Source organism: Bifidobacterium sp. ESL0820 (genome assembly GCF_052606235.1).
This window is the reverse complement of sequence record NZ_CP199594.1, coordinates 990,965-1,014,081: the sequence shown is the minus strand read 5'-3', so window position 1 is coordinate 1,014,081 and position 23,117 is coordinate 990,965. Positions and strand designations below refer to the sequence as shown.

8 protein-coding genes and 1 pseudogene are annotated in these 23,117 nt (G+C 59.7%); all 9 read right to left on the bottom strand.

The genetic code is table 11. The features are described from left to right. Positions 1-454 precede the first annotated feature (454 nt). Positions 455-3,976, bottom strand: a complete 3,522-nt coding sequence (locus ACUIAH_RS04190) for an RCC1 domain-containing protein (protein WP_445341494.1) — start codon at positions 3,974-3,976, stop codon at positions 455-457. 299 nt (positions 3,977-4,275) lie between these two features. Further along, entirely contained in the window at positions 4,276-7,959 is a 3,684-nt protein-coding gene (locus ACUIAH_RS04185) for an RCC1 domain-containing protein (RefSeq protein ID WP_445341493.1), read from the bottom strand. Between the two features lie 286 nt (positions 7,960-8,245). After that, entirely contained in the window at positions 8,246-11,902 is a 3,657-nt protein-coding gene (locus ACUIAH_RS04180; RefSeq protein WP_445341492.1) for an RCC1 domain-containing protein, read from the bottom strand. A 467-nt stretch (positions 11,903-12,369) separates the two neighbouring features. Next, positions 12,370-16,080 carry an RCC1 domain-containing protein gene (locus tag ACUIAH_RS04175; RefSeq protein ID WP_445341491.1) on the bottom strand — a complete coding sequence of 1,237 codons (3,711 nt, stop codon included), beginning with the start codon at positions 16,078-16,080 and terminating at the stop codon, positions 12,370-12,372. 348 nt (positions 16,081-16,428) lie between these two features. Then, positions 16,429-17,094, bottom strand: coding sequence for a TetR/AcrR family transcriptional regulator (locus ACUIAH_RS04170; RefSeq protein ID WP_445341490.1), 666 nt, complete (start codon positions 17,092-17,094; stop codon positions 16,429-16,431). 6 nt (positions 17,095-17,100) lie between these two features. Continuing rightward, positions 17,101-17,868, bottom strand: a complete 768-nt coding sequence (locus tag ACUIAH_RS04165; RefSeq protein ID WP_445341489.1) for an ABC transporter permease — start codon at positions 17,866-17,868, stop codon at positions 17,101-17,103. 5 nt (positions 17,869-17,873) lie between these two features. After that, positions 17,874-18,845, bottom strand: a complete 972-nt coding sequence (locus ACUIAH_RS04160) for an ABC transporter ATP-binding protein (protein WP_445341488.1) — start codon at positions 18,843-18,845, stop codon at positions 17,874-17,876. 512 nt (positions 18,846-19,357) lie between these two features. Beyond that, positions 19,358-22,588 (bottom strand): RCC1 domain-containing protein, encoded by a 3,231-nt coding sequence (locus ACUIAH_RS04155; RefSeq protein ID WP_445341487.1) that lies wholly within the window; start codon positions 22,586-22,588, stop codon positions 19,358-19,360. A gap of 63 nt (positions 22,589-22,651) precedes the next feature. Continuing rightward, positions 22,652-22,819: pseudogene (locus ACUIAH_RS04150) on the bottom strand (InlB B-repeat-containing protein); the annotation flags it as partial. Positions 22,820-23,117: the final 298 nt, after the last annotated feature.

Sequence of the window (23,117 nt, the reverse complement as noted above, 5' to 3'; positions counted from 1 at the left end):
GCATCGTATTGCATGAACCATGGCGGAAACCAGTCATCTTCTTGACATCCCCCGCTTATCACCTTACCACCGAGCTCACAGACAACACACACGTGCCGGAGCTAGGCGCACGAATGCAAGGAGACCCCGCCCTCTGCTTAGCGTCGCTTCGTTAACCAGTGCTACAACTTCTAGACTCCTATCTGTCTGGAAGCAAATCGGGCTGACTAATCAGACGAAGGAAAGCGAGGCATGACTGAGGGCACAAATCTGATCTGGTTGCCCTTCTCGGCGGCTTATCCCCTGTTTTGCGAGGATCAGAAGGGACAGGCCGCTAGTCAGAGATAAGGCCAATGCCGTTCTGGCGGAAGTATATGGGTGGCCCCATTGCGTTGGGGGAGTTGGGGCCACCCTTGTGGTCCGGGAGTGTGTTGGGGATAGTGATAACCCGGACCTGCTTACACGAGGGAAGTCTTTATTGTTGTCGGCTGTGGGTTTCCAGCCGGTGGCGCCTGGCTGCTGCGGCGCATGCGAAGGCGATCAGCCCGGCGATGAGCAGGGGAAGCAGGCCGCCTCCTCCGGCCCTGGGCAGCACGCTGATGGAGGTGTACCGGTACCTGTTGCTGGTGTCGGGGGTCTGTGCGATTCCGTTCAGCTTCCAATCGATGGTGACGGTTGACGTGCCGGGCATGTGCGCCGGCGTGGTCGCCGTCCAGGTGCCGTCGGAGTTCCTGGTCAGGTCGGAGGCTTCCACGTCGTCGAATTGGACATGCGTGGGGATGCCAGGCCTGGGGAAGGTGTCCTTGGCCGGGCTGGCGTCCTGAGCGCTGCCGGTGTCACGGCCCAGCTGGCCGCTTTCGTTGTCTCCCCAGCTGTAAAGGTTGCCGTCGGATCCCAGGGCCAGGCAGTACGATGCTCCTGCGCTGGCCTGGGTGAAGGTGATCCCTGCCGGCGTATCCACCTTGTTGGGCCTGTCTGACGAGGTTTTGCCGCTGCCGCCCCAGGTGTAGAGGCTACCGTCGGAACCCAAGGCAATGGAATGCGCGCCTCCGGCGCTGGCTTGGGTGAAGGTGATGCCAGCCGGGGTTTCAACCTTGCCGGGCTTGTCTGCGGGAGTGCTGCTGGTGTCGCGGCCCAGGCGCCCATTGGCGGTGTTGCCCCAGGTGTAGATGCCGCCGTCGTCGCTTACGGCCACAGAGTGGCTTTCGCCTGCGCTGGCCTGGGTGAAGGTGATGCCTGCCAGGGTGTCGGCTTTGCCGGGCTTGTCTGCGGGAGTGCTGGTGGTGCTGCGACCGAGTTCGCCGTGGGTGTTGTCGCCCCAGGTGTACACGTCGCCTTGCGTGTCCACAGCCACCGTGTGGCCCCAGCCTGCACTGACACTGGTGAAGGTGACATCTGCCGGGGTGTCGGCTTTGCCGGGCTTGTCTGCGGGGTTGTTGCTGGTGACGGTACGGCCCAGCTGGCCAGCGCTGTTGTCTCCCCATGTGTAGATGTTGCCATCCGAGCTTAGGGCTACGACATGGGATCCGCCTGCGCTTGCCTGGACGAAGGTGATGCCTGCCGGGGTATCCACCTTGTGGGGCCTGTTGGCTGGGGTGTTGCTGGTGACGGTACGGCCCAGCTGGCCTCGGCTGTTGTCTCCCCAGCTGTAGAGGCTGCCATCAGAGGCCAGGGCCACGGAAAATCCGTAGCCTGCGCTGACATGGACGAAGTTGACGCCTGCAGGAGCTTCCGCCTTGCTTGGATGACTGTCCTGCTTGTCGGTGGTGTCACGGCCCAGCTGGCCGCTTTCGTTGTCTCCCCAGGTGTAGAGGCTTCCATCAGAACCTACGGCTGCGGAATGGAGATCTCCTCCGTCAGCCTGGCTGATGCGGATGCCGCGTGCTGGCGGTGGAGTCAGCGTGACGGTCTGGCCGCCTGACTCGGGCCCGTTGTCCTTGTCGAGCTTCCATTTGTTGCTGTCGACACTGCTCCAGTGGGCGGTCAGGGTCACCTTGTCGGTGACCGGCCTGCTGAAGTCGTAGGCTGTGTCGCCGATGAACCAGCCGTCGAACAGGTGTTTATCCTTGGTAGGATCCTTGGCGGGGCGTTTCACTCGGTTTCCCTCAGTCGCGAATTGGAAACCGAACCCAGTGCCACCGTCGGGGTCGAAAACGATGAGATAATTGCCTAGGTACCTGTAGGACAAGTGTGCGTCTGCACGCTCGCCGTTCATCCTCCAGGTGATGACTGTATCTACTCTGCCATGGTCATGTGGGGGCGTGGTGACGCTCCAGGTGCCGTCCGAGTTGGGGTCGAGGTTGGTTCCGGGTGTACCGCTGAAACTCACGTTAACGGGCTTGGGATCCTCGGGGAATGCGACCATGCCGGGGCTGCTGTCGTACTTGCCGCTGGTGGGGCGTCCCAGTTCGCCATACTTGTTTTGTCCCCAGCTGTACAGGTTACCGTCGGAGCCGATGGCCAGGGAGTGGGAATAGCCGGCGCTGACCTCGGTGAATTGTGCGACACCTGCTGGTGTAGGCACTTTGCCCGGCTTGACGTCGTATTTGGCTGACCCGGTGTCGCGGCCCAGCTGTTTGCAATCGTTTAGTCCCCAGCTGTAGAGGTTGCCATCCGAACCCAAAGCCAGGGAATGCCTGTGTTCTGCGCTGACCTTGGTGAACTTCGTGACGCCTGCCGGCATGGTCACCTTGCGCGGTGTGCGGTCTTGTCTCGCCGGGGCGGTGTTGCGTCCTAGCTGGCCATATTCGTTCCATCCCCAGCTGTAGAGACTGCCGTCTGAGCTGGTGGCCAGGGATGTCCACTCTCCAGCCTTGATCCAGGTGAATTTCTTGACGCCTGCCGGCATGGTCATCTTGCGCGGTGAACGGTCACGGAAGGGATATCCGCCGGCGTAGCGTCCCAGCTCGTCATAAGTGTTGTCGCCCCAGCTGTAAAGGTCACCGTCCGAGTCTAGAGCCATGGAGTAGAAGGTTCCTGCGCTGATTTGAGTGATTTTTGTGATGCCCTTCGGCAAGTTCACCTTGCCTGGCTTGACGTCGTATATGGCAGAACCCGTGTCACGTCCAAGTTCGCCGTACTTGTTTTCTCCCCAGCTGTAGAGGTTGCCGTCCGATCCCAGTGCAAGGGAATGCCATTTTCCTGCACATGCTTGGGTGAAGTGGACGCCGGCCGGTGGAGTGACCAGCTTCGGCTGATTGTCTATCTGGGGGTTGTCTTTTGGTGTTGTGCTGACAGTTTCGCGTCCCAGTTCTCCGTCGGCATTGTTCCCCCAGCTGTAGAGATTGCCGTCTGAACCGATGGCCAGGAAATGGGTGTAGCCTGTGCTGACCTGGGTGAAGTGGACGCCGGTCGGCGGGTTGACCAGGCTTGGCGTGCGCTTTTCGTCTTCAGGAGTCCCCAATTTGTAGTTGTTGTCTCCCCACCTGTAGAGGTTGCCGTCCGAGGCTATGGCCTGGGAGCCTTCTTCTTTTGCTGGGACGATGTGGCTGAAGCGTATGTCTGGTGTGGTGGGCGGGGTCAGGGTGATCCTGGTGTATTCTGTGGCTTTCCCTGAGGTGGGGGAGAGGCTCCAGGCGCTGGTGCCCTTGGTCCAGTGGGCGGTCAGGGTGAGGTCTGTGGTGACGGGCTGGGTGAAGTCGTAGGCGACCTTGGAGTCGCCCTTGGCGTCTTTGGTGAACCAGCCGTCGAACAGGTAGCCGTCCTTGGTCGGGTCTTGCGCGGGTCGACTGGCCTGGGTGCCTTCGGCAATGGTTTGTGAGTCGACACTGCTGCCGTTGTCGCTGTCGAAGACGACCTGGTATGAAGTTGAACCTGGCTGAGCTCGGGCGGTGGTTGTGCTGACGGATGCGTCTGTTTGCTGGGCCGGGCTGATAGGTTTCGCGACGGCGTCGGCTGCAGTGAGGCCGCCGATGATCATGCTGGCTGGAAGAATGACGATAACCTTCAAAAGGTCTACAACAATGGCTGACCGGGAAGACGCGTCCGGATGGCACATGATCGCTACAAACCCCTTTCCCAAGGTAAGGCGGTCCGATGATGAAAACCCCAAGTTTTTTCATCGGCTGCATGCCGGGTACGTTCCCGGTTGCTAAAAAGTACGCTAGCATGCAGGTTCGGGTCTGAAGGGGAGCAACACTCGGTTAAAACGGATAAAAAATATTATGTCAAGTTGGGAAGCAGATATTTTCCTCTAGGCGCAGAGGTAAAAATGAAAATGGGTGGCTCCCTGGTGTTAGCGGGGGGTGCGGAGCCACCCATCAAGGTCGGGCCGTTCTTGGGATGCGGCCCGACCATTTACTCGAGCGAAGTGAATTCGTGCCTGTGGCGTCCGGCTGCCAGAGCACCGGCGGCGGCAAGCAGGCCGGAGACGAGCAGGAGGAGTACCCCCGTGTTGCCTGTGAGGGGCAGAATGCCTTTGAAGGTATAGCTGAGGTGGGTCGGGGCTTGGTTGGCGGGACCCAGGGACCAGTCCACGATCACGTCAGACAGTCCCGGATTGTGGGCTGGCGTGGTCAGGGTGACTGACCCGTCCGCGTTCTGCTGCAGGCTGTTGGCTGCTGTTCGGTCGAACTTGACGCCGGTAATCAGCGGCGGCGGATATAGCGCCACCAGCGTCGGTGTAATGATCTTCGTATCGCTGTTGCTGCCGGTGCCGAGTTGCCCACGGTAGTTGTATCCCCAGCTGTAGCTCTTACCGTCCTGACCGATGGCCAGGGAACAAGCCGATCCTGCGCTGATCCGCGCGACCGCGAACCCCTTGCCTGCGTTGTCCTGGCCTGCGGGGGGTGACACTTGTGAGGGGACGAGCAGCTCGGAGGTGCCCTGGTTGCTGCCCAGCTGATCAAAGGTGTTTTCTCCCCATCCCCAGGCTGTGCCGCTCTGGTCGATAGCCAGCGAATATGTGGCTCCGGCGATGATTTGGGCGGCCTGGAATCCCTGGCTGGCATCGGCAGGGTTTTTTACCTGCGTGGGTGTGGACCGGTCGGTCAGCGTGCCATCGCCGATCTGGCCATCCGCGTTCATTCCCCATGCCCAGGCTGTGCCGTCCTGACCGATGGCCAGTGCGTGGACTTCACCGCTGCTGATCATCCTGGCCTTAAAGGTCTTGCTGGCGTTCTTGGGATCGGGCACGGGAGCTGGGTCGGCAGCATATGCGGTGCTGTATTTTCCTGTGCTTTGGCCGTTGCCGAGCTGTCCGTGGTTGTTGTATCCCCAGGTGTATACGTTGCCGTCGGCGTCCAGGGCCATGAGGAAGCTGTATCTTGCGCTTACCTGGACCGCCTTCAGCCCCTTGTCGGAGCCGCTGGGATCCTTGGCCAGGGCCGGCGTCAGTTTGGGCGCGCTATAGGTGTCCTGGTCCTTGGTTTCGCTGCCCCAGACGTAGACGCGCCCATTCAGGTCGATGGCTGCCGAGTCGGTGAATCCGGCGGTCACCTGGGTGGCCTTGAAGGGTTGTCCGTCTGGGCCCTTGACGGGCTGTGGCTTGGAGCGGTCTTGCCTGCTGCCGTCGCCAAGCTGGCCATATTGATTTTGTCCCCAGCTGTAGACGGTCTGGTCGGAGCCGATGGCCAGTACGTGGGTTCCGCCTGCGGCGACCTGCGTGTAGGTGAACCCGGTAGCTGCGCCGTCAGGCAGGGGGACCTTGGTCGGCGCGTACTGTGTGGCCGTCGTACTCGGATCCTGGCCCAGCTGCCCGTAGTCGTTGCCGCCCCAGGCGTAGGCATTCCCATCGCTGGTCACCCCTACAGAAAAACCGGCAAAATTATCGCTGGCGCTTATCTGGTTGAAGCGGATGCCCCGGCTGGTTTTGGGCGGGGTGATGGTCACCTGCTGGCCGCCCTGGGCATCGCCATTATTCGGGCTGATTGCCCAGCTGCCGATGTCTACAGGGCTCCAATGGGCGACCAGGGTGATGCTGCTGGTGACGGGCTGGCTGAAGTCATAAGCCACCTTGGATTCGCCTTTTGAGTCCTTGAGGAACCAGCCGTCGAACAGGCAGCCGTCTTTGGTCGGGTCTGCGATCGGGCGTGTGGCCTGCCTGCCTTCGGTGACGGACTGGGGTCCGGGCATGCCCGAGGGTGCTGTAGGGGAGTCACTGTCGGAAGAGAAAGTGACATGGTAGGTGTTCACGTATTGGTAGGTCAGGTGGGTGTCGGGCTGCTGGCCGTTCATGCCCCAGATGATGGTGACATCGGTCTTGCCTGCTGCATGCTGGGGCGTGGTGACGCTCCAGGTGCCGTTCGACTCGGCGATGAGGTTGGTGCCGGGCGTCCCGCCGAAGCTGACGCTGACGGGTCTGGGATCCTCGGGGAATGTGACTGTGCCGGGGTGGGCGTCAGAATGACCAGTGGTCGTGCGTCCCAACTGGCTTCGGCTGTTGTCTCCCCAGCTGTAGAGGTTGCCGTCCGAGCCTAGGATCAGGGAGGAGGTATTCTCTGCGTTGATCTGGATGCAGCTGATGCCTGCCGGCAGGGATACTTTGCCCGGTTTGGCATTTCTCATGCTGCTGGCGTCGCGTCCCAGCTGGCCGAATTTGTTGCTCCCCCAGCTGTAGAGGTTGCCGTCCGAGCCTACGGCCAGGGTGTGTTGGTTTCCTGCGCCGAACTGGGTGAATCTCGTGACGCCTGTGGGCAGCGTCACTTTGCCTGGATCGATGTTTTGTGTGGGTGTGTCGGTCTCTCGTCCCATCTGGCCGTAGGCGTTGTAACCCCAGCTGTAGAGGTTGCCGTCTGAGCCCATGGCCAGAGAACACCATCCCTGTGCGGCAATCGCGGTGTATTTCGTAACGCCTTTCGGCAGGATCACTTTGCTCGGCAGGGTTTCTGGCTGTTCGCTGTTGGTGTTGCGTCCGAGTTCGCCCTCGGTGTTGTCTCCCCAGCTGTAAATGTTGCCGTCCGAGCCCAGAGCCAGGGAATAGAAGGTTCCCCCGCTGATCTGGGTGCAGGTGATGCCTGTCGGCATTGACACTCTGCCTGGCGTGGCGTCGTAGGTCGCTGATCCCGTGTCGCGTCCCAACTGGCCTCGGCTGTTGTCTCCCCAGCTGTAGAGGTTGCCGTCCGAGCCGATGGCCAGGGATTGCGAGTATCCGGCGGTGAACTGGGTGAAGTGGACGCCGGTCGGCGGGGTGACCAGGCCCGGTCTGTCAGCTGGCGTGATGGTGGTGCTGCGTCCCAGCTGCCCGCTGTCGTTTAGTCCCCAGCTGTAAAGGTTGCCGTCCGAGCCCATGGCCAGGGAAAGGCTCATTCCTGCGCTGGTCTGGGTGAAGTGGACGCCGGTCGGCGGGGTGACCGGGCCTGGGGTGCCTTCTGGCGCCTTGCTCGGTGCGGTGGCTGGTATCTCATTGGTGTCGCGTCCCAGACTTGCTTTGTTTTCTCCCCAGCTGTAGAGGTTGCCGTCCGAGCCCGTGGCCAAGGTATGCCATAGACCCGAGCTGATGTGGCTGAATCGTACGCCGGGTTTGGCGGGTGGGACCAAGGTGATCTTGTCGCCTCCGGCGGTTGACCCGGCGGTGGGGGAGAGGCTCCAGGCACTGGTTCCCTTGGTCCAGTGGGCGGTCAGGGTGAGGTCTGCAGTGACGGGTTGGGTGAAGTCGTAGGCAAGATTGCCGGTGAACCAGCCGTCGAACAGGTAGCCGTCCCGGGTCGGGTCCTTGGCGGGCCGGCTGGCCAGTGCGCCGTCATCGACGTTTTGAGGGTCGATGCTGCTGCCGTCGGCGCTGTCGAAGGTGACGGTGTGCCTTGTTGAGCGTGCCTGGGGGCGGCTGTCAGGTGTTTGATCGTGTTCGGGTATGGTGTTCAGTGGCGATGGTGTGGTGTTCAGTGGCGAGGGTGTTGGTGTCAATGGGGATTGGGGTGTCGTCGGCGTGGCCTGCAGCGTTGGCTGGCTTGTGTCGGTGTCGGTGTTGGTGTCAGTGTCGGCTGTGGCGAGGCTGCCCATGATCAGACTAGCGAACAGGATGATGGCAAGCAGAAGGCTCACGGCAATGCATGGCTGGGCAGAAGCATCCCTATGGTGCATGATGGCTGCGAACCCCTTTCCCCAAACAGGTGGCTCGATGATGAAAATCCCCAAGTCGCTTCACGAGACGTGTGCCGGGGACCATCCCGACAGCTGTATTGCAGTCTATCACGCGCGGACGGGCAAGAGTGGGAGCAACACCAGGGCGAATAAGAAGGGTGGCTCCGCTGTGTTGGGGACTGCGGGGCCACCCTGTTTAACCTGGCCATCTTGGGGTATGGTCCGGTTGCTTACTCGTGTGAAGTCTTCAGACCTGCAGGCTCCGTACCTCTCGCCGATGGCGTCCGGCTGCTGCGGCGCAGGCGGCGGCGAGCATTCCGGCAGCCAGCAGGATCATGATCCCGCTGCTGCCTGCGTGGGGCAGGATGCCTTCGTAGGTGTAGGTCAGGTGTGCTTGAGTCTGGGCGATCCCGCCCAGGGTCCAATCCACGATCACATCAGCCTGTCCAGGATTGTGGGCCGGTGTGGTCAGGGTGACGGAGCCGTCAGAGTTCTGTTGCAGAGTACCAACTGCTGTCTGGTCGAAGCTGACACCGGTGATCAGCAGGACCGGGTTGAAGGCCACCAGAGCCGGAGTACTGCTCTGCGTCAGGCTTTGCTCGACGCCAAGCTGGTTGTACTGGTTGTCGCCCCAGGCGTAGGCGTTGCCGTCCTGGCCGATGGCCAGGGAGTGGTTTCGTCCTGCACTGGCACGTACGGCTGTGAGCTCGCCATCGGCCTTGCCCTGGCCCGTGGGCGGCGATACGCGCGTGGGCGTGGGCTGGTCGCTGGTGGTACCGTTGCCGAGCTGGCCGTCGGTGTTCCATCCCCATGCCCAGGCTGCGCCGTTCTGGTTGACGGCCAGGGAGTGGTGCACGCCGGCGCTGATCCATGCGGCCTGGAATGCTTGGCTGGAGTTCGTAGGATCCGGGATCTGCTTGGGGGAGGGCCGGCTGGTTGTCGTCCCGTCGCCCAGCTGCCCGTGGTCGTTATATCCCCATGCCCAGGCTGCGCCGTCCTGGCTGATGGCCAGGGCGTGGTTGGCGCCTGCGCTGATCTGTGTGGCTTTGAAGGTCTTGCTCGTGTCCTCGGGGTCGGGTACGGGTGCCGGGTCGGCGGCATATGTGGTGCTGTATTCTCCTGTGGCCGCGCCGTTGCCGAGCTGCCCGTAGTTGTCGTATCCCCAGGTGTAGAGGCTGCCGTCCGTGTCCTTGGCCATGATGAAGCTCCAGCCGAGGCTGACCTGGGCCGCGTGCAGTCCCAGGCCTGAGCCCCTGGGGTCCTTGGCCAGGGTCGGCGCCAGTTTGGGCGTGCTGTATGCGGTGTAATTGTTGTTTTCGCTGCCCCAAGTGTAGACGCGCCCCTGCGGGTCGATGGCAGCCGAGTCGTAGGCACCGGCGCTCACCTGGACGGCTTTGAAGGGCTGACCGTCCGGGCCTTTGACGGGCTGCGGCTTGGAGTGGTCGCTGGTGGTGCCGTCGCCCAGCTGCCCGTGGTCGTTGGCCCCCCAGCTGTAGACGATGCCGTCGCTGCCGACAGCCAGCACGTGGTAGCCACCTGCCGCGGCCTGCGTGTAGGTAAAGCCGGCGGCCACGCCGTCGGGCAGGGGAACCATGACCGGCGTTTTCTGCGTGGTGCTGTTGGCGGTGCCCTGGCCAAGCTGGCCGTGCTGGTTGCTGCCCCAGGCGTAGGCGTTTCCGTCGCTGGCCACGCCCACGGAGAATCCGTGGAAGTCCCCGGCCTGGTAGCCGCCGGCGCTGACCTGGTTGAAGCGGATGCTTCGACTTATTTTGGGCGGTGTGATGGTCACCTGCTGGCCGCCCATCGAGCTGCCCTTGAACGGGTTGATCGACCAGCCGCCGGTGTTGGCAGGGCTCCAGTGCGCGACCAGCGTGATGCCTGCGGTGACCGGCTGGCTGAAATCATAGGCCACATTGGAGCCGCCTTTGGCATCCTTGAGGAACCAGCCATCAAAGCGATAGTCATTCCAGATCGGATCTGCTGGTCGTTTAACCCGGTAGCCGTTGTTGACGGTTTCGCTATTTGCCGCACTGCCATTGGCTGGGTCGAAGGTTACGGTGCGCGGTGTTCCTATGTAGGTGTAACCCAAATATACTGTCTGGTCTGGCTGCGGGGCACTCAGCCTCCATGTCACGGTGATGGGAACCCAGCCTTCCGCATGCTGCGGCGTAGCGAAGGTCCAAGTGCCGTCGATATTGAATGTCGCTTCCGTAATGGCTGTTTCATCGAAGGTGACGCTGGTAAGTATAGGCGATGCGGGGAATGTCAATTGACCAGGTGAATAGGCATCGTTGCCGATTGTGCCCCTGCCGATTTGGCCGCCATTGTTAAGTCCCCAGGTGTAGAGGTTGCCGTCCGAGCCGATGGCCAGACAATGGAAGTTTCCCACAACGGCCTGAGAGGCGGTGATGTTCGTTGGCATAGCGACTTTGCCGGGTTGCATGACTGAGCCGGAAGCAGTACGTCCCAGTTCGCCGGCATCGTTGAATCCCCAGGTGTAGAGGTTGCCGTCCGTGTCCATGGCCATGCTGAACCAGTATCCGCCATAGGCTTTGACGATTTGTGTGCCTTCAGGTATGCCCACAAGGCCTGGCTTGTTTCTAGGTATGCTGTCGGTGTCCCGTCCCAGCTGCTTGCAGTCGTTGTTTCCCCAGCTGTACATCTCGCCTTTCTGGTCAATGGCCATGGAGTGGAACATGCCTGCAACGGCTTGAGTGAAGGTGACGCCTGCAGGCGTTTCCACTTGATCTGGCTGGCTGGTTGAAGAACTTCCGATGTCCCGTCCCAGCTGGTCGTAGTCGTTGCTTCCCCAGCTGTACAGCTTGCCGTCCGAGCCCAAGGCCAGAGTATGGTTCATTCCTGCGCTGGCCTGTGTCCAGGTGAAGCCGGGCTTGGCATCTGCAGGTTTTCCGGCCACTCCCACGGGAACATTGTCGTCGGCATCGGTTGGACGTCCTAGTTCGCCATATTCGTTGTCCCCCCAGCTGTACAGGTTGCCGTCTGAGCCGAAAGCCATGGAGAATCCGTTTCCTGCGATAGCCTGGGTAAATTTGACTCCTGCCGGCGCTTTCACCTGGCCTGGCTGATCGGTTGAGGCCCCTCCGGTGTCGCGTCCCAGCTGGCCATCCTGATTGTCTCCCCAGCTGTAGAGGTTGCCGTCTTTATCAATGGCCAAGCAGTAGGCGCCCGCCGCACTGACTGAAACAAAAGTATGATGAGCGTTGCCAGGTATAGTCACCATCCCTGGCCGGTTATCGGCCAGTATGGCGAGTTTTCGACCCAGCTGTCCATTTCTGTTGTAACCCCATGTGTACAGGTTGCCGTCGGAGCCAAGGGCCAGAGAGTGGTTCTTTCCTGCACTGACTTGGCTGAATCGTATGCCTCTTGTGGCAGGTGGCGCAAGCGTCACATTGGTGTTGCCGGAGGTGGGGCCACTATTCGGGTTAATGCTCCAGTCGCCTGATCCCTTTGTCCAGTGAGCTTTGAGAGTCAGATTGTTGGTGACGGGCTGGCTGAAGTCGTAGGCGATGGGCGTATCGCCATTGAACCAGCCGTCAAAAAGGTAGCCGTCCTTGGTGGGATCGTCGGGCCGTTTTGCCTGTTTCCCATCTGTGACGCTTTGCTGTATATCAGCGCCCTGCAGGTTTGTGAAGGTGACGGTGTATTGGGTGGATGAGCGAGCCAGCTTCTGGCTGTCAGGACTTTTATGCTTGTCGGTTCTGTCGGGTTCGACGTGCGTGGGGTTCAGGGGAGAGGGTGTGGATAAGGGAGATGCTGGTGTTGCCAGCGATGTTGCCTTGCTGGAGGAAATACCGGAATTTTGCTTAGCTACGCGAGGGGTCTGACGACCCCCCCCCCCCCCCGGTGCCTCCTGTTGTGGCAGGCGCGCTTGCGCCGGCCACAACAGGCTCGCTGGCGGTCGTGTCGGCCGCAGCGAGGCCACCAGCGATCAGACTTGCCGGCAGGATGACGGCGAGCAGAAGGCTGACGGCCATGACCGGACGACTGTGCGTGTTCGTATGCTGACGCATGGTAAACATGATCCCCTTCCCCAGGACCTGCGGCTACATGCCCGGAACTCCCCAGTCCGGATCCCCCGCCGCATGCCGGGCACAATCCCGGCCTCATCTGCAATAATTTTATCACCCTGGTGGACATGACTATCCACTCTTCGCCAAGGTCAGTGATGTGTGCCAGAAAATCGATCCTGCTTTATCTAAGGAATGTCTATTCTGTTCGACTTATCGATCCTCCTGGGAGAGCCGTTGCAAAAGAGAATGAGTGGCTCCGCTGTATTGGGGGAGTGCGGGGCCACCCTGTTTAGCCGGGCTGTCTTGGGATGCGGCCTGGCTGCTTACTCGTGCGAAGTTTTCAGGCTTGCAGACTGCGAGCCTCCCGCCGATGGCGTCCGGCGGCTGCGGCGCCGGCGGCGGCGAGCAGTCCTGTGACCAGCAGGATTATGGCCCCGCTGCTGCCGGCATGGGGCAGCATGCCTTCGTAGGTGTAGGGCAAGTGCGCTTGGGTCTGGACTATCCCGCCCAGGGTCCAATCCACGATCACATCAGCCCGCCCCGGATTATGGGCAGGAGTGGCCAGGGTGACGGAGCCGTCGGTGTTCTGCCGTAGGGTGCCGATCACTGTCTGGTCGAACCTGACCCCGGTGATGTTCAGGGGGGTGGGGTCGAACATGGTCTGTATGGGTTTGGGGCTGCTGCCTGTTGTGGGGATGCTGGTGTTGCCGAGCTGGTTGTAGTCGTTCTTGCCCCAGGCGTAGGCGTTGCCGTCCTGGCCGATGGCCAGGGAGTGGTTGTGAGATGCGCTGATGCAGACGGCCTTGAATCCCTGGCCTGTGCCGTTCGGACCGGTCACTTTCGTTGGGGTTTCCTGCGCGTTGGTGTTGCCGTTGCCGGTCTGCCCGTATTGGTTCCAGCCCCAGCCCCAGGCGTTGCCGTCCTGGTCGATGCCCAGGGAATGCCATGTGCCGGCGCTGACGCGGGTGGCTTTGATGGTTTTGCCGGTGTTGGAGGGGTCGTTCGTGGGCCTTGTGTAGTTGGTGTCGTTGACCTTGCCCCAGGTGTACAGGCTGCCGTCTTCCTTTCCGATGGCGAGGGCGTGCCTGGTGCCTACGCTGATCTGCGTGGCTTTGAAGGTCTTGCTGGCATCCTTGGGATCTTGGACCGGCTTCGGGTCGTTGGCATAATCAGCGTTGCCGTCCCCTGTGGCGGTTCCGTTGCCAAGCTGACCGTTGGTGTTGTATCCCCAGGCATACACGCTGCCGTCCTCGTCCAGGGCCAGCATGAAGCTCCATTTGACACTGACCTGGACCGCGTGCAGCCCCTGGCTGGAGCCGTTGGGGTCCTTGGCCAGGGTCGGTGCTGGTTTATCCGTTCCGTAGGAGGAGTAGCTGTTGTGCTCGCACCCCCAGGTGTAGACGCGGCCCTGATCGTCGATGGCGGCTGAATCGTAGGCTCCCGCGCTAATTTGCACGGCTTTGAAGGACTTGCCTGTATAGGGGCTGTTGACAGGCTGGGGCTTGTACCGGTCCGTGGTGGTGCCGCTACCAAGCTGCCCATGATTGTTGCGGCCCCAGCTGTAGAGGATTCCGTCGGAGCCTATGGCCAGGGTGTGGGCACCGCCTGCGGCAACCTGAGTGTAGGTGAAGCCGGCGGCCACCCCTTCAGGCAGGGGAACCTTGGTCGGTGTCTTCTGAGCGGATGTCTTGGCTGGGTCTTGGCCCAGCTGCCCATACTGGTTGTTGCCCCAGGCGTAGGCGTTCCCGTCGCTGGCCACTCCTACGGAGAAACCAATGACGCTGTCCTGCTCGCCGCCGGCGCTGACCTGATTGAAACGGATACCGCGGTTATGGCTGGGAGGGATGATCGTCGCCTGCTGGCCACCCAGCACATTGCCTTGGCTAGGATTGATCGACCAGTGCGTGTCGATTGGAGACCAATGCGCTACCAGACTCAGATCGCCTGTGACAGGCTGGCTGAAATCGTAAGCCACGTCAGAGCTGCCATCAGCATCATTAAGGAACCAGCCGTCGAAACGATAACCGTCTGATTTCGGATCAGGATAGGGGCGCTTTGCTTGCTCGTCCTCTGCAACGGATTGGGGCATTGGCATATCCACAGCGGTTATTCCTGAGTTGTTTGAGTTGCCAAAAGTTACAGTTCGCTTAGGCCCGTCGTACCAATAAGATAGACGTGTTTGTCGTTGTCCGTTCATAACCCAAGTAATGATTACTTCCACCCTTCCTTTTGTGTGTTTGGGGGTGGTAGTGCTCCAGGTACCGTCTGAGTTGCTAACTAAACTTGTCCCTCCAGGTTTTCCATCAAAGGTGATACTGGTGGCTACGGGTGCTTCAGGGAAGGTAATTTGACTCGGGCGATCGGTACTGACTTTAGTGCCGTTGCCGAGTTGTCCTTGATCGTTCTTTCCCCAACTGTAGAGGTTTCCGTCAGATCCGAGCGCTAAATAATGCTGTGCCCCTGCTACAGCCTGTGTAATGCTGACTCCGGCTGGGATACCAGTTACTCGGCCATTGCTTCCATATACACCCCATGTGTACACGGAACCACTTTCATCAAGGGCTAGACTGCCTCTTCTTCCCGCACTTGCTTTTGAAAAAACAACGCCTGTAACCTGCTTTATCTGGCTGGGGGTGGCATTTGATCCAGTCCCGCTTCCCTGCTGACCGAAGTCATTATTTCCCCATGCGTACAGATTACCGTTGGTGTCGACGGCCAAGGAATGCAAATAACCAGCACTAGCATTGGCGATGGAAATTCCATCCAGCCCTCGAACCTTGGTTGGTAGGCTATTTGGTTTATTAGTCCCGCTGTTCTCGTCACGCCCTAATTGGCCATTATCATTGCTTCCCCAGCTGTATAAGTTTCCGTCAGAGCCAAGGGCCAGAGAGTGAAAACCTCCTGCGCTGGCCTGAGTCCAAAAGAAAGTAGCGGAAGCATCTTTGGGCTTAGTAACCAGACCAGGCGTAGCGTCATAAGTGTAGGAAACCGTGGAACGTCCTAGCTGGCCGCTGGCGTTGTTTCCCCAGCTGTATAAGTTGCCATCGGAGCCAAAGGACATAGAGGAATTGCCGCTTGTGCTGGTTTTTGTCCATGTGAAGCCGGATACGACGTTTGCAGGCTTGCTTACAGGTTTTGGCTTTTGATCGGATTCCATCAGACCGTCATTACCTTTTGGAGTGATGCGGCCCAGTTGACCTTCTTCGTTGTTTCCCCAGCTGTAGAGGTTCCCGTCCGAGCCTAAGGCCATTGAGACATCGTAGCCTGCAATGGCTTGAGTCCATGTAAAGGTATCAGATACTCCATCCGGTTTTGAAGCAATACCCGGTTTGGCGTCATATGTGTTAGTTCCGGTTTCTCTCCCTAACTGACCTTCTTTATTGTTTCCCCAGCTGTAGAGGTTCCCGTCGGAACCTATGGCTAAGGAATGGTTGTCTCCTGCGCTGATTTGGCTGAAACGGGTGCCAAGCATCGTTGGAGAAGTCAGTGTGACCGGGGTGTTTCCTGCTGTGGACCCGTGGTTGGGATTAAGGTTCCAGGTATTCGAGCCCTTAGTCCAATGGGCTTCCAGTGTAATTGTGTCTGATACGGGCTGGCTGAAGTCGTAAGCGATTGAGGTGTTCCAGATAAACCAACCATCGAAGGCGTATCCAGGGCGGATTGGATCAGTTGGTCTGACCGCACAGTTGCCATCGGTGACAGTCTGTTCAATTGTAGTGTTTCCACCCACTGGGTCTTTATATGTAACGGTGTGCGAGGCTGATGAGCGTGCACGAAGTTGGCTGCCGGCAGTCTTGTCGCTTGCGGTCTTTTTTGGCACGGGTTGTGCAGACGGTGTTGGATTTGTTGGATGTAGAGGTGATGGGGTGGCCAGTGGTGATTGGGGCGTTGATGGTGTGGATGTTGGTGTTACGTTGCTGGGGAAAGTGCCGGGGTTTTGCTTAGCTACGCGAGGGGTCTGACGACCCCCCCCCCCCCCCCCCGGTGCCTCCTGCTGTGGCAGGCGCGCTCGCGCCAGCCACAGCAGGCTCGCTGGCTGTAGTGCTGGCATCGGCGCTGGTGCCAGCAAGGAGACCTAAAGGCAGGATGACGGACAGTAGAAGACCGACGGCCGCGGTCGGTCTGATCGACATACACTGATGCTGACGCATATTAAGCAGAATCCCTTTCCCCAAAGACTGACACCACCGGTCCCTAACGGTAGAGCTGTCCCTGGAGGCTTTCCTGACGTTACGCATATCCCCATCCCTCTGTGCGAGGGTGCGAGCAGGAAGCCTTACGTTTTTCAACTATACTACCTACCGATAAGGTCCTCCCAGATGGAATGTCGGGTAAGCAATTCTGAGTCGGACTTCAACGTTGCTGGGTGCGTGACTAGGAATGATCCATTGACCACTAATCAGGCAGGCCAACCGGCAATCAGGGCGTGCAGGCCCTTGTGGTAGCTGGTCTCCATAAGGGCACTAATTCCGTCGTTCGTAGAGGCGAAAAGCGTCTTCAGGTCATCGAATCCTTGGGTGTCTGCGGCCAGCCTTTTGGCCAGATCTGTATTGGTCTGGCCGCCCGCACCGCCGACCGGGGGAGAGGCCTGGGCGATGGCACTGCCCAGGGTCAGTCCTGCAAGGCTGTTGAGCAGGTGGATGGTGTCGGAATCGACCTTGAGCCCGTGGGCGGTCAGCTGGTTCAACCAGGTGCTGACCATGTGGAAGGACTGGTCGGTGTTGATGGGATGCGTGGCCATGAGCGGGAGCGCCCGGGGATGCGAAAGCAGCGTCCGGTGAACCTGGAGCATGACCTCTTCCAGTGCTTGCCGCCATCCCATGCCCTGTGGTATGGAGTCCAGGTCAGTGGCTGACTGCCAGATGAGCTCGACGATCCCATCAAGCAGGGCGGCCTTGCTGGGTACATGACGGTAGATGGCTGGTCCTGACACTCCCATCTGCTTGCCCAGGGCGCGGATGTTCAGGGCCTCCAGTCCGTGCTCGTCGACGAAATAGAGGGCGGAACGCAGAACGTAGTCGCGGTTGAGTGTCGTCTTGACGGGTGCCTTGGGTGGGTCAGCCATGCTTCCTCACTCCTTCCGCTGTACTCCTCTCTTGAATAGTACCGTTGCCAGGAGAGCCAGGGCGAGCAGGAAGGCCAGCAGGATACGCAGGTCAGGCCATACATCCGCCATTCCGGCATGGTCGAAATTGATTTTTCCTACGGCATCCATGGCCCAGTAGACGGGGCTGCCCTTGGCCAGCTTCTGTGCCCAGTCCGGGAATCCGGAGACAGGGCTGAGCGCGCCGCCCATGCCAGCCAGGAGCATGCCAAGAATGTTGTTGAAGGACATGGCCATGTTCTGGGAGGACGAGAAGATGTAGAGCAGCAGGCCGAAGAGGGTCAGCACAATCGAAATGAGCAGGCAGACCGCGGCCAGGGCCAGGACTGATCCATTGGGCCGATAGTGGTAGAGCGCCGTCCCGATCAGCATGACCAGAGAAACCTGGACCACCTGCACCATGAAGGACACGCTCAGTTTGGCCATGACCAGGTCGAAGAGGGAGACCGCCGACACCCGCATTCTGTCCCAGGTATGCCATTCGTGCTCCTGGAAGAAGAGTTGGAGGACCAGCTGCAAGGAAAACATGGCGAAAAGAATGGCGAACCCAGGAAGCGCCTGCTCGGATCCATTGGCGCCCAGATGCCCCTGGGCCCTCAGTGAGTCCCGGTAGGAGGGCAGCATGAAGGGGATGATGATCAGTGGAATGGCCACGATGACCGCCTGCAGCCAGATGCTTCGCAGCTCGATTTTGAAATTGAGGCGGAATGTCGCCAAGTATCCGTTGAAATGCATGGTGGTCACCTGTCTTCCCATGCTCGTGACCCGGCAGGATCGCTTGAAGATGTGCCCATGACGGTCATGTAGGCCGACTCGATGTCAGGCTGGACGATGGTGATTGATGCCAGACGGGCACTTTTCATGACCGGCTCCTGCAAGAGGCGGGCCAACTCCTGCTCTGGACTGGACACCGGGTGATCGGGCTCCAGGAAGCCGTCTGCCGTCCGCCATCCGGGGACCTGGCCTGGGGTCTGTCCGACGAAGGAGATGCGCAGGGAAGCTCGGGCATATTTGTGAAGCACCTCCTGCAAGGAGCCCTGGACCTGGATCCGCCCGTCGATCAGGAAGGCCAGGTCCGCGCCCATCTCTTCCAGCTCCTTCAGGTAGTGGGTGGTGTAGATGATGGTGGTGCCCTGCCGGCTCATGGCCTTGACCATGTCCAGTATTCTGGCGCGCGCCTCCACGTCTGCTCCGACTGTCGGCTCGTCCAGGAAGAGCACCGGGGGATTGTGGACCATGGCCATGGCGGTATGCAGGCGGCGCTTTTGCCCTCCTGATAGATTCTCGGCTGCTGTTCCTGACTGGGATCCCAATCCCATGAGCTCTATCAGTTCGTCGGCCCTTTTGCTGCCCTGCTTGGTGCTCAGTCCCTGCAGGCCGGCCATGCCGCGCAGGTTGTCTCGGACGCTGAGATGGGGATAGATGCCCAGGTCCTGGGGAGCAAGTCCGATGACCCGGCCGAAGATGCGCGAAGGGGTTCGATAAGGGTTGTGCCCCTCGACTGTGATGTGGCCTGAGTCCGGCTCGCCCAGCCCTGTCAAGGCCGAGATCAGGGTTGACTTGCCTGCCCCGTTCCTGCCCAGCAGGCCCAGGATGCTTCCGCGCCTGACTTCAAGATCCACACCCTTGAGCACCTGCCTGCTCCCGAATGATTTGCGCACCTGGCGACAGGACAGGGCATATTCCCCTGACTCGTTTCTTGCAGGTTGCAAGGTATACCTCCTGACGATTGTTGGTAGTTAACAATGTAAACTATAATAACCTTGTTAACAACTTAGTCTCACCATGATGCTTGTGGACTGCGCCAGCTCTCGGATATTCTGGCGTGGCGAGGTGGGGATATACGCCTTGCATCGTCTTGGAAGTACTATGCTTACCTCAGCAGTGTTGGGAATCCGATAATTACTATTCAACGAAGAAGACCCGGGGGATTGTTCAAGTGCGAGCGGGACAGGATGCTGTCTATGCTGCTATGCCACTGCTATGCCTTGGTTGGCCGTAGCCCTGGCTTAGTGATTCCGCAGGCGCCGGCCTTCAGGGTCCCGGTGGGCGTGGCAATAACTGGCGTATACAGTAGCTGGCCTATGACAGAAGAATGTTGGCCCTGCTTAAGAGGAAGCTCCAGTTGGGGAGCAAAGCAGAAGATTGAAAGAGATTAAAGAAATGGGGTGACCTCGCAATCTTGGGGGTTTGCGGGGCCACCCCGCTTACTCGGGCAAAGAGCTCAGTGGTGGCGGCTGCTGGTTTCCCGCTGGTGGGAGGCTGCTGCTGTGGCGCCTGCAGCGGCGAGCAGTCCTGTGGCGAGCAAGACAAGGAGGCCGGTGCTGCCGGCCATGGGCAGGATGCCTTCATAGGTGTAGCCCAGGTGTGCGGTCGTCTGCGCGACTTGGTCGATGGTCCAGTCGACGGCCACATCGACGTGTCCTGCGTCGTGGGGTGGGTTGGTGATGCTCCAGGTGCCGTCGTCGTTCCTGTACAGGCTGGTCCCGGGGATGCCGCCGAACTTGACGCCAGTGAGAACCACAGGCGCCGGATCGAAAGCAACCGCCATGGGGGCCGTGCTTTTGGTTGCCGTTTGATTGTTGCCAAGCTGCCCGTACTGGTTGTCGCCCCAGGCCCAGAGGTTGCCATCCTGCCTGATGGCCAGTGAATGGAGTTGCCCCGCGCTGCTTCGAATGGCCTTGAATGCTTGGGCCTTATTGGCAGGGTCCTTGATGAACGCGGGCTTTGTCTGATTGACGGTGTTGCCGATGCCCAGCTGTCCGTTGCTGTTTAATCCCCATGCCCAGAGATTGCCGTCTTGGCTGACAACAAGGGAGTGATTCACACCCGCGCTGATCTGAGTGGCTTTAAAACTTTGGCTGGTATTAGTGGGGTTCTGCACGGTTTGAGGCTTGTATTTATCACTGGTGCTACCATCGCCCAGCTGGCCGTACCCGTTGTATCCCCAGGTCCAGGTGTTCCCGTCCGTATCGATGGCCAGAGCATTCCAGCTTCCTGCGCTGATCTGGGTGGCCTGGAAGGACTGGTTGGGCAGTCGGGCCGGATTGGATGCGTAATTGGTGCTGTTACTGGTGTTGTTGCCGAGCTGGCCATTAGTGTTGTATCCCCAGGTGTACACGTTGCCGTCGGCATCCAGGGCCATGACGAAGCTCCAGTTGAGGCTGACCTGGACCGCATGCAAGGTCTGTCCGGGATTGCCCGGGTCAGCGGCCGGTGTCGGGTTCTTCCTAGCTGTGCTGTATGCAGGCGTCTGCCCCTTGCCTGTGCTTTCGCTGCCCCAGGTGTAGACGCGGCTTTCGGAGTCGATGGCGGCCGAGTTGGCGACACCGGCACTGACCTGTACGGCTTTGAATGGCTGGCCGCTGGTGTCCTTGACGGGCTGGGGCTTGTACCGGTCTGTGGTGGTGCCGTCGCCCAATTGCCCGTGATCGTTGCGTCCCCAGCTGTAGAGGATGCCGCTGGATCCGATGGCCAGGACGTGCGAGTCGCCGGCTGCAACCTGGGTATAGGTAAAGCTGGAATCCACGCCGTCGGGCAGGGGGACTCTGACAGGGGCCTTCTGCATGCTGGCATCGGCCGGTTTCTGAGCCAGCTGCCCGTACTTGTTGCTTCCCCATGCATAGGCGTTTCCGTCGCTGGCGACTCCTATGGAGAAACTGCTGGCGCTCGCGGTCTGGTAGCCTCCGGCGCTGATTTGGTTGAAGCGGATGCCTCGGTTGATTGTGGGCGGGGTGATGGTCACATGTTGTCCGCCGAGCACATTGCCTTTTTCGGGGTTCAGGGCCCAGTGGGTGTCCATCTTGGTCCAGTGGGCGGCCAGGATGACGTTGCCGGTCACGGGCTGGCTGAAGTCGTATGCGATCTTGGAGTCGTTGCCAGCGTCTTTGATGAACCATCCGTCGAATAGGCAGCCGTTTGCCTTCGGATCGGGGGAGGGGCGTTTGGCCTGTTTGCTTTCTGCGATGGTCTGGTTTTGGGGCATCCCGGAGGGTGCAGGGCAGGAGGTGTCCGCACTGGTGAAAGTGACGGTGTAGGAGTCCAGGTATCTGTAGGCTAGGTGGGCGTCCGGCTGTTGGCCGTTCAACGTCCATGAGACGGTCGTGTCCACTTTTCCTCGCGCATGTGCGGGCGTGGTGACGCTCCATGTGCCATCCGCGTTCTTGGTTATGTTCGTACCTGCCGATCCGCCGAAGCTGACAGCGGTGATTGTGGTGGTGCTCGGCAGGCTTACTCGGCCGGGGATGTGTCGTTCACTGGTGGTGTTGTCGCCCAGCTGGCCGTTTATATTGTTGCCCCAGGAGTAGAGGTTGCCATCCGAAGCCAGACCGAAGGATGTGTTGTCCCAACCGGCGCTTACCTGTAGCCAGGTCAGTCCAGAAGGTGTATTTGGCGGCGCTGCAACTTTGACAGAGGTGTTACGTTGAGTAGTGGTGTTGTCGCCCAGCTGGCCGTTTGCGTTGTCTCCCCAGGAATAGAGATTCCCGTCAGAACCTATAGCCAGGGATGCAAAAGATAGACTGCTGATCTGCTTCCAAGCGAATCCTGGGAGCGCTCCACTGGGTTTAAAAGCTTGTGTCGGACTGGGCTCATTATCAACAGCACCATTGCCTATATTGCCGCTTGCTCCGTATCCCCAACCATATATGTTGCCATCGGATCCGATGGCGAGAGAGTAATAATCACCCATTTTGGATTCTACCCAAATAAATCCGGAACCTGCTTTTTGCGGTGCAGCTACGCGTACGGGTGTTGGTTGATATCCTGTTGGTCCTCCGATACCCAGCTCATTAGTTCCATTATAGCCCCAGGAGTAGAGCCAGTTATCCGATCCCAATGCCAGGGAATGCCAACCCCAGCAGCTTATTTGCTTCCAAGTAAAACCGGCAGACACATTTGGTGGCGGGATTACAGGGACGGGAGTGTAACAATCGTTAGTAGTGCCGTCTCCCAGGTATCCGTATAGGTTGTTGCCCCAGCTGTAGAGCTTGCCGTTGGATCCTAAACCGAGAGCATGCAGGCTGCCTGCTGCGACCAGATTCCATGTGAATCCTGTCGGCACATTCGGTGGTAGAGCTACTGGGCCGGGAGTGTGGCGATCGTTAGTTGTGCCGTCTCCCAGGTATCCGTGTAGATTGTTGCCCCAGCTGTAGAGCTTGCCGTCTGACCCTAGGCCAAAAGAGAACATGTATCCGGCTGAAGCTTGGACCCAGGTGAAATTCTGGGATACGCCTTGGGGCTTCTTTACCTGGACCGGTTCATGACGTTCAGTTATTGTCCCGTCGCCGAGTTGGCCATAATCATTGCTTCCCCAAGAGTAAAGGTTGCCGTCCGAGGCGATTGCAAGAGTGTGTCCTCTTCCGGCGCTGACCTGGCTGAAGCGTATTCCGCGCGGCCCAGGCGGGGTCAGTGTGACTTTCGTGCCACCAGAAGCCGGTCCCTGCACGGGGCTCATGCTCCAATCCTTGCTCCAATGGGCGGTGATCTTTAGATCGTTGATGACTGGTTTGCTGAAATCGTAGGCAACTGGTGTATCACCAATGAACCAGCCGTCGAATAGGTAGCCGTTTCGAGTTGGATCTGCTGGACGTTTTACACGCTCGCCATCATTTACTGTTTGTGTTGTGTCGGTGCCTTGGGGATTGCTGAAGCTGACGGTGTGCGGTGTGGAGGCGCGCGCCTGCAGCCCGGCGTTGACTTTGTCTTCGGAGGAGCTGGTCTCGTTCGGCGTGGGAGAGAGGGAGGGGGTTGGCTGTGTGTGATTCAGTGGGGAGGATGTAGCGAGGGGAGAGGGTGAAGTAGGAATTGTTGCTGTAGGAGTGTTTGGAGTTCCTGTTGGCTGGGCGGTGATGTCAGGAGAATTGCTGGACTGTTGCTTAGTTACATGAGGGGTCTGACGACCCCCCCCCCCCCCCCGCTATTTTCTTGTGTGGTCGGCGCGACTGCGTCGGCCACGCCGGACTCGGTTGCAGCGTTGTCTGCCG

Bases quoted from the DNA above. Each gene is read 5' to 3' on its own strand.
- ACUIAH_RS04175 (WP_445341491.1), bottom strand. From the start codon at position 16,080: ATGCCAGCACTACAGCCAGCGAGCCTGCTGTGGCTGGCGCGAGCGCGC.
- ACUIAH_RS04170 (WP_445341490.1), bottom strand. From the start codon at position 17,094: ATGGCTGACCCACCCAAGGCACCCGTCAAGACGACACTCAACCGCGAC.
- ACUIAH_RS04190 (WP_445341494.1), bottom strand. From the start codon at position 3,976: ATGTGCCATCCGGACGCGTCTTCCCGGTCAGCCATTGTTGTAGACCTT.
- ACUIAH_RS04155 (WP_445341487.1), bottom strand. From the start codon at position 22,588: ATGAGCCCCGTGCAGGGACCGGCTTCTGGTGGCACGAAAGTCACACTG.
- ACUIAH_RS04165 (WP_445341489.1), bottom strand. From the start codon at position 17,868: ATGCATTTCAACGGATACTTGGCGACATTCCGCCTCAATTTCAAAATC.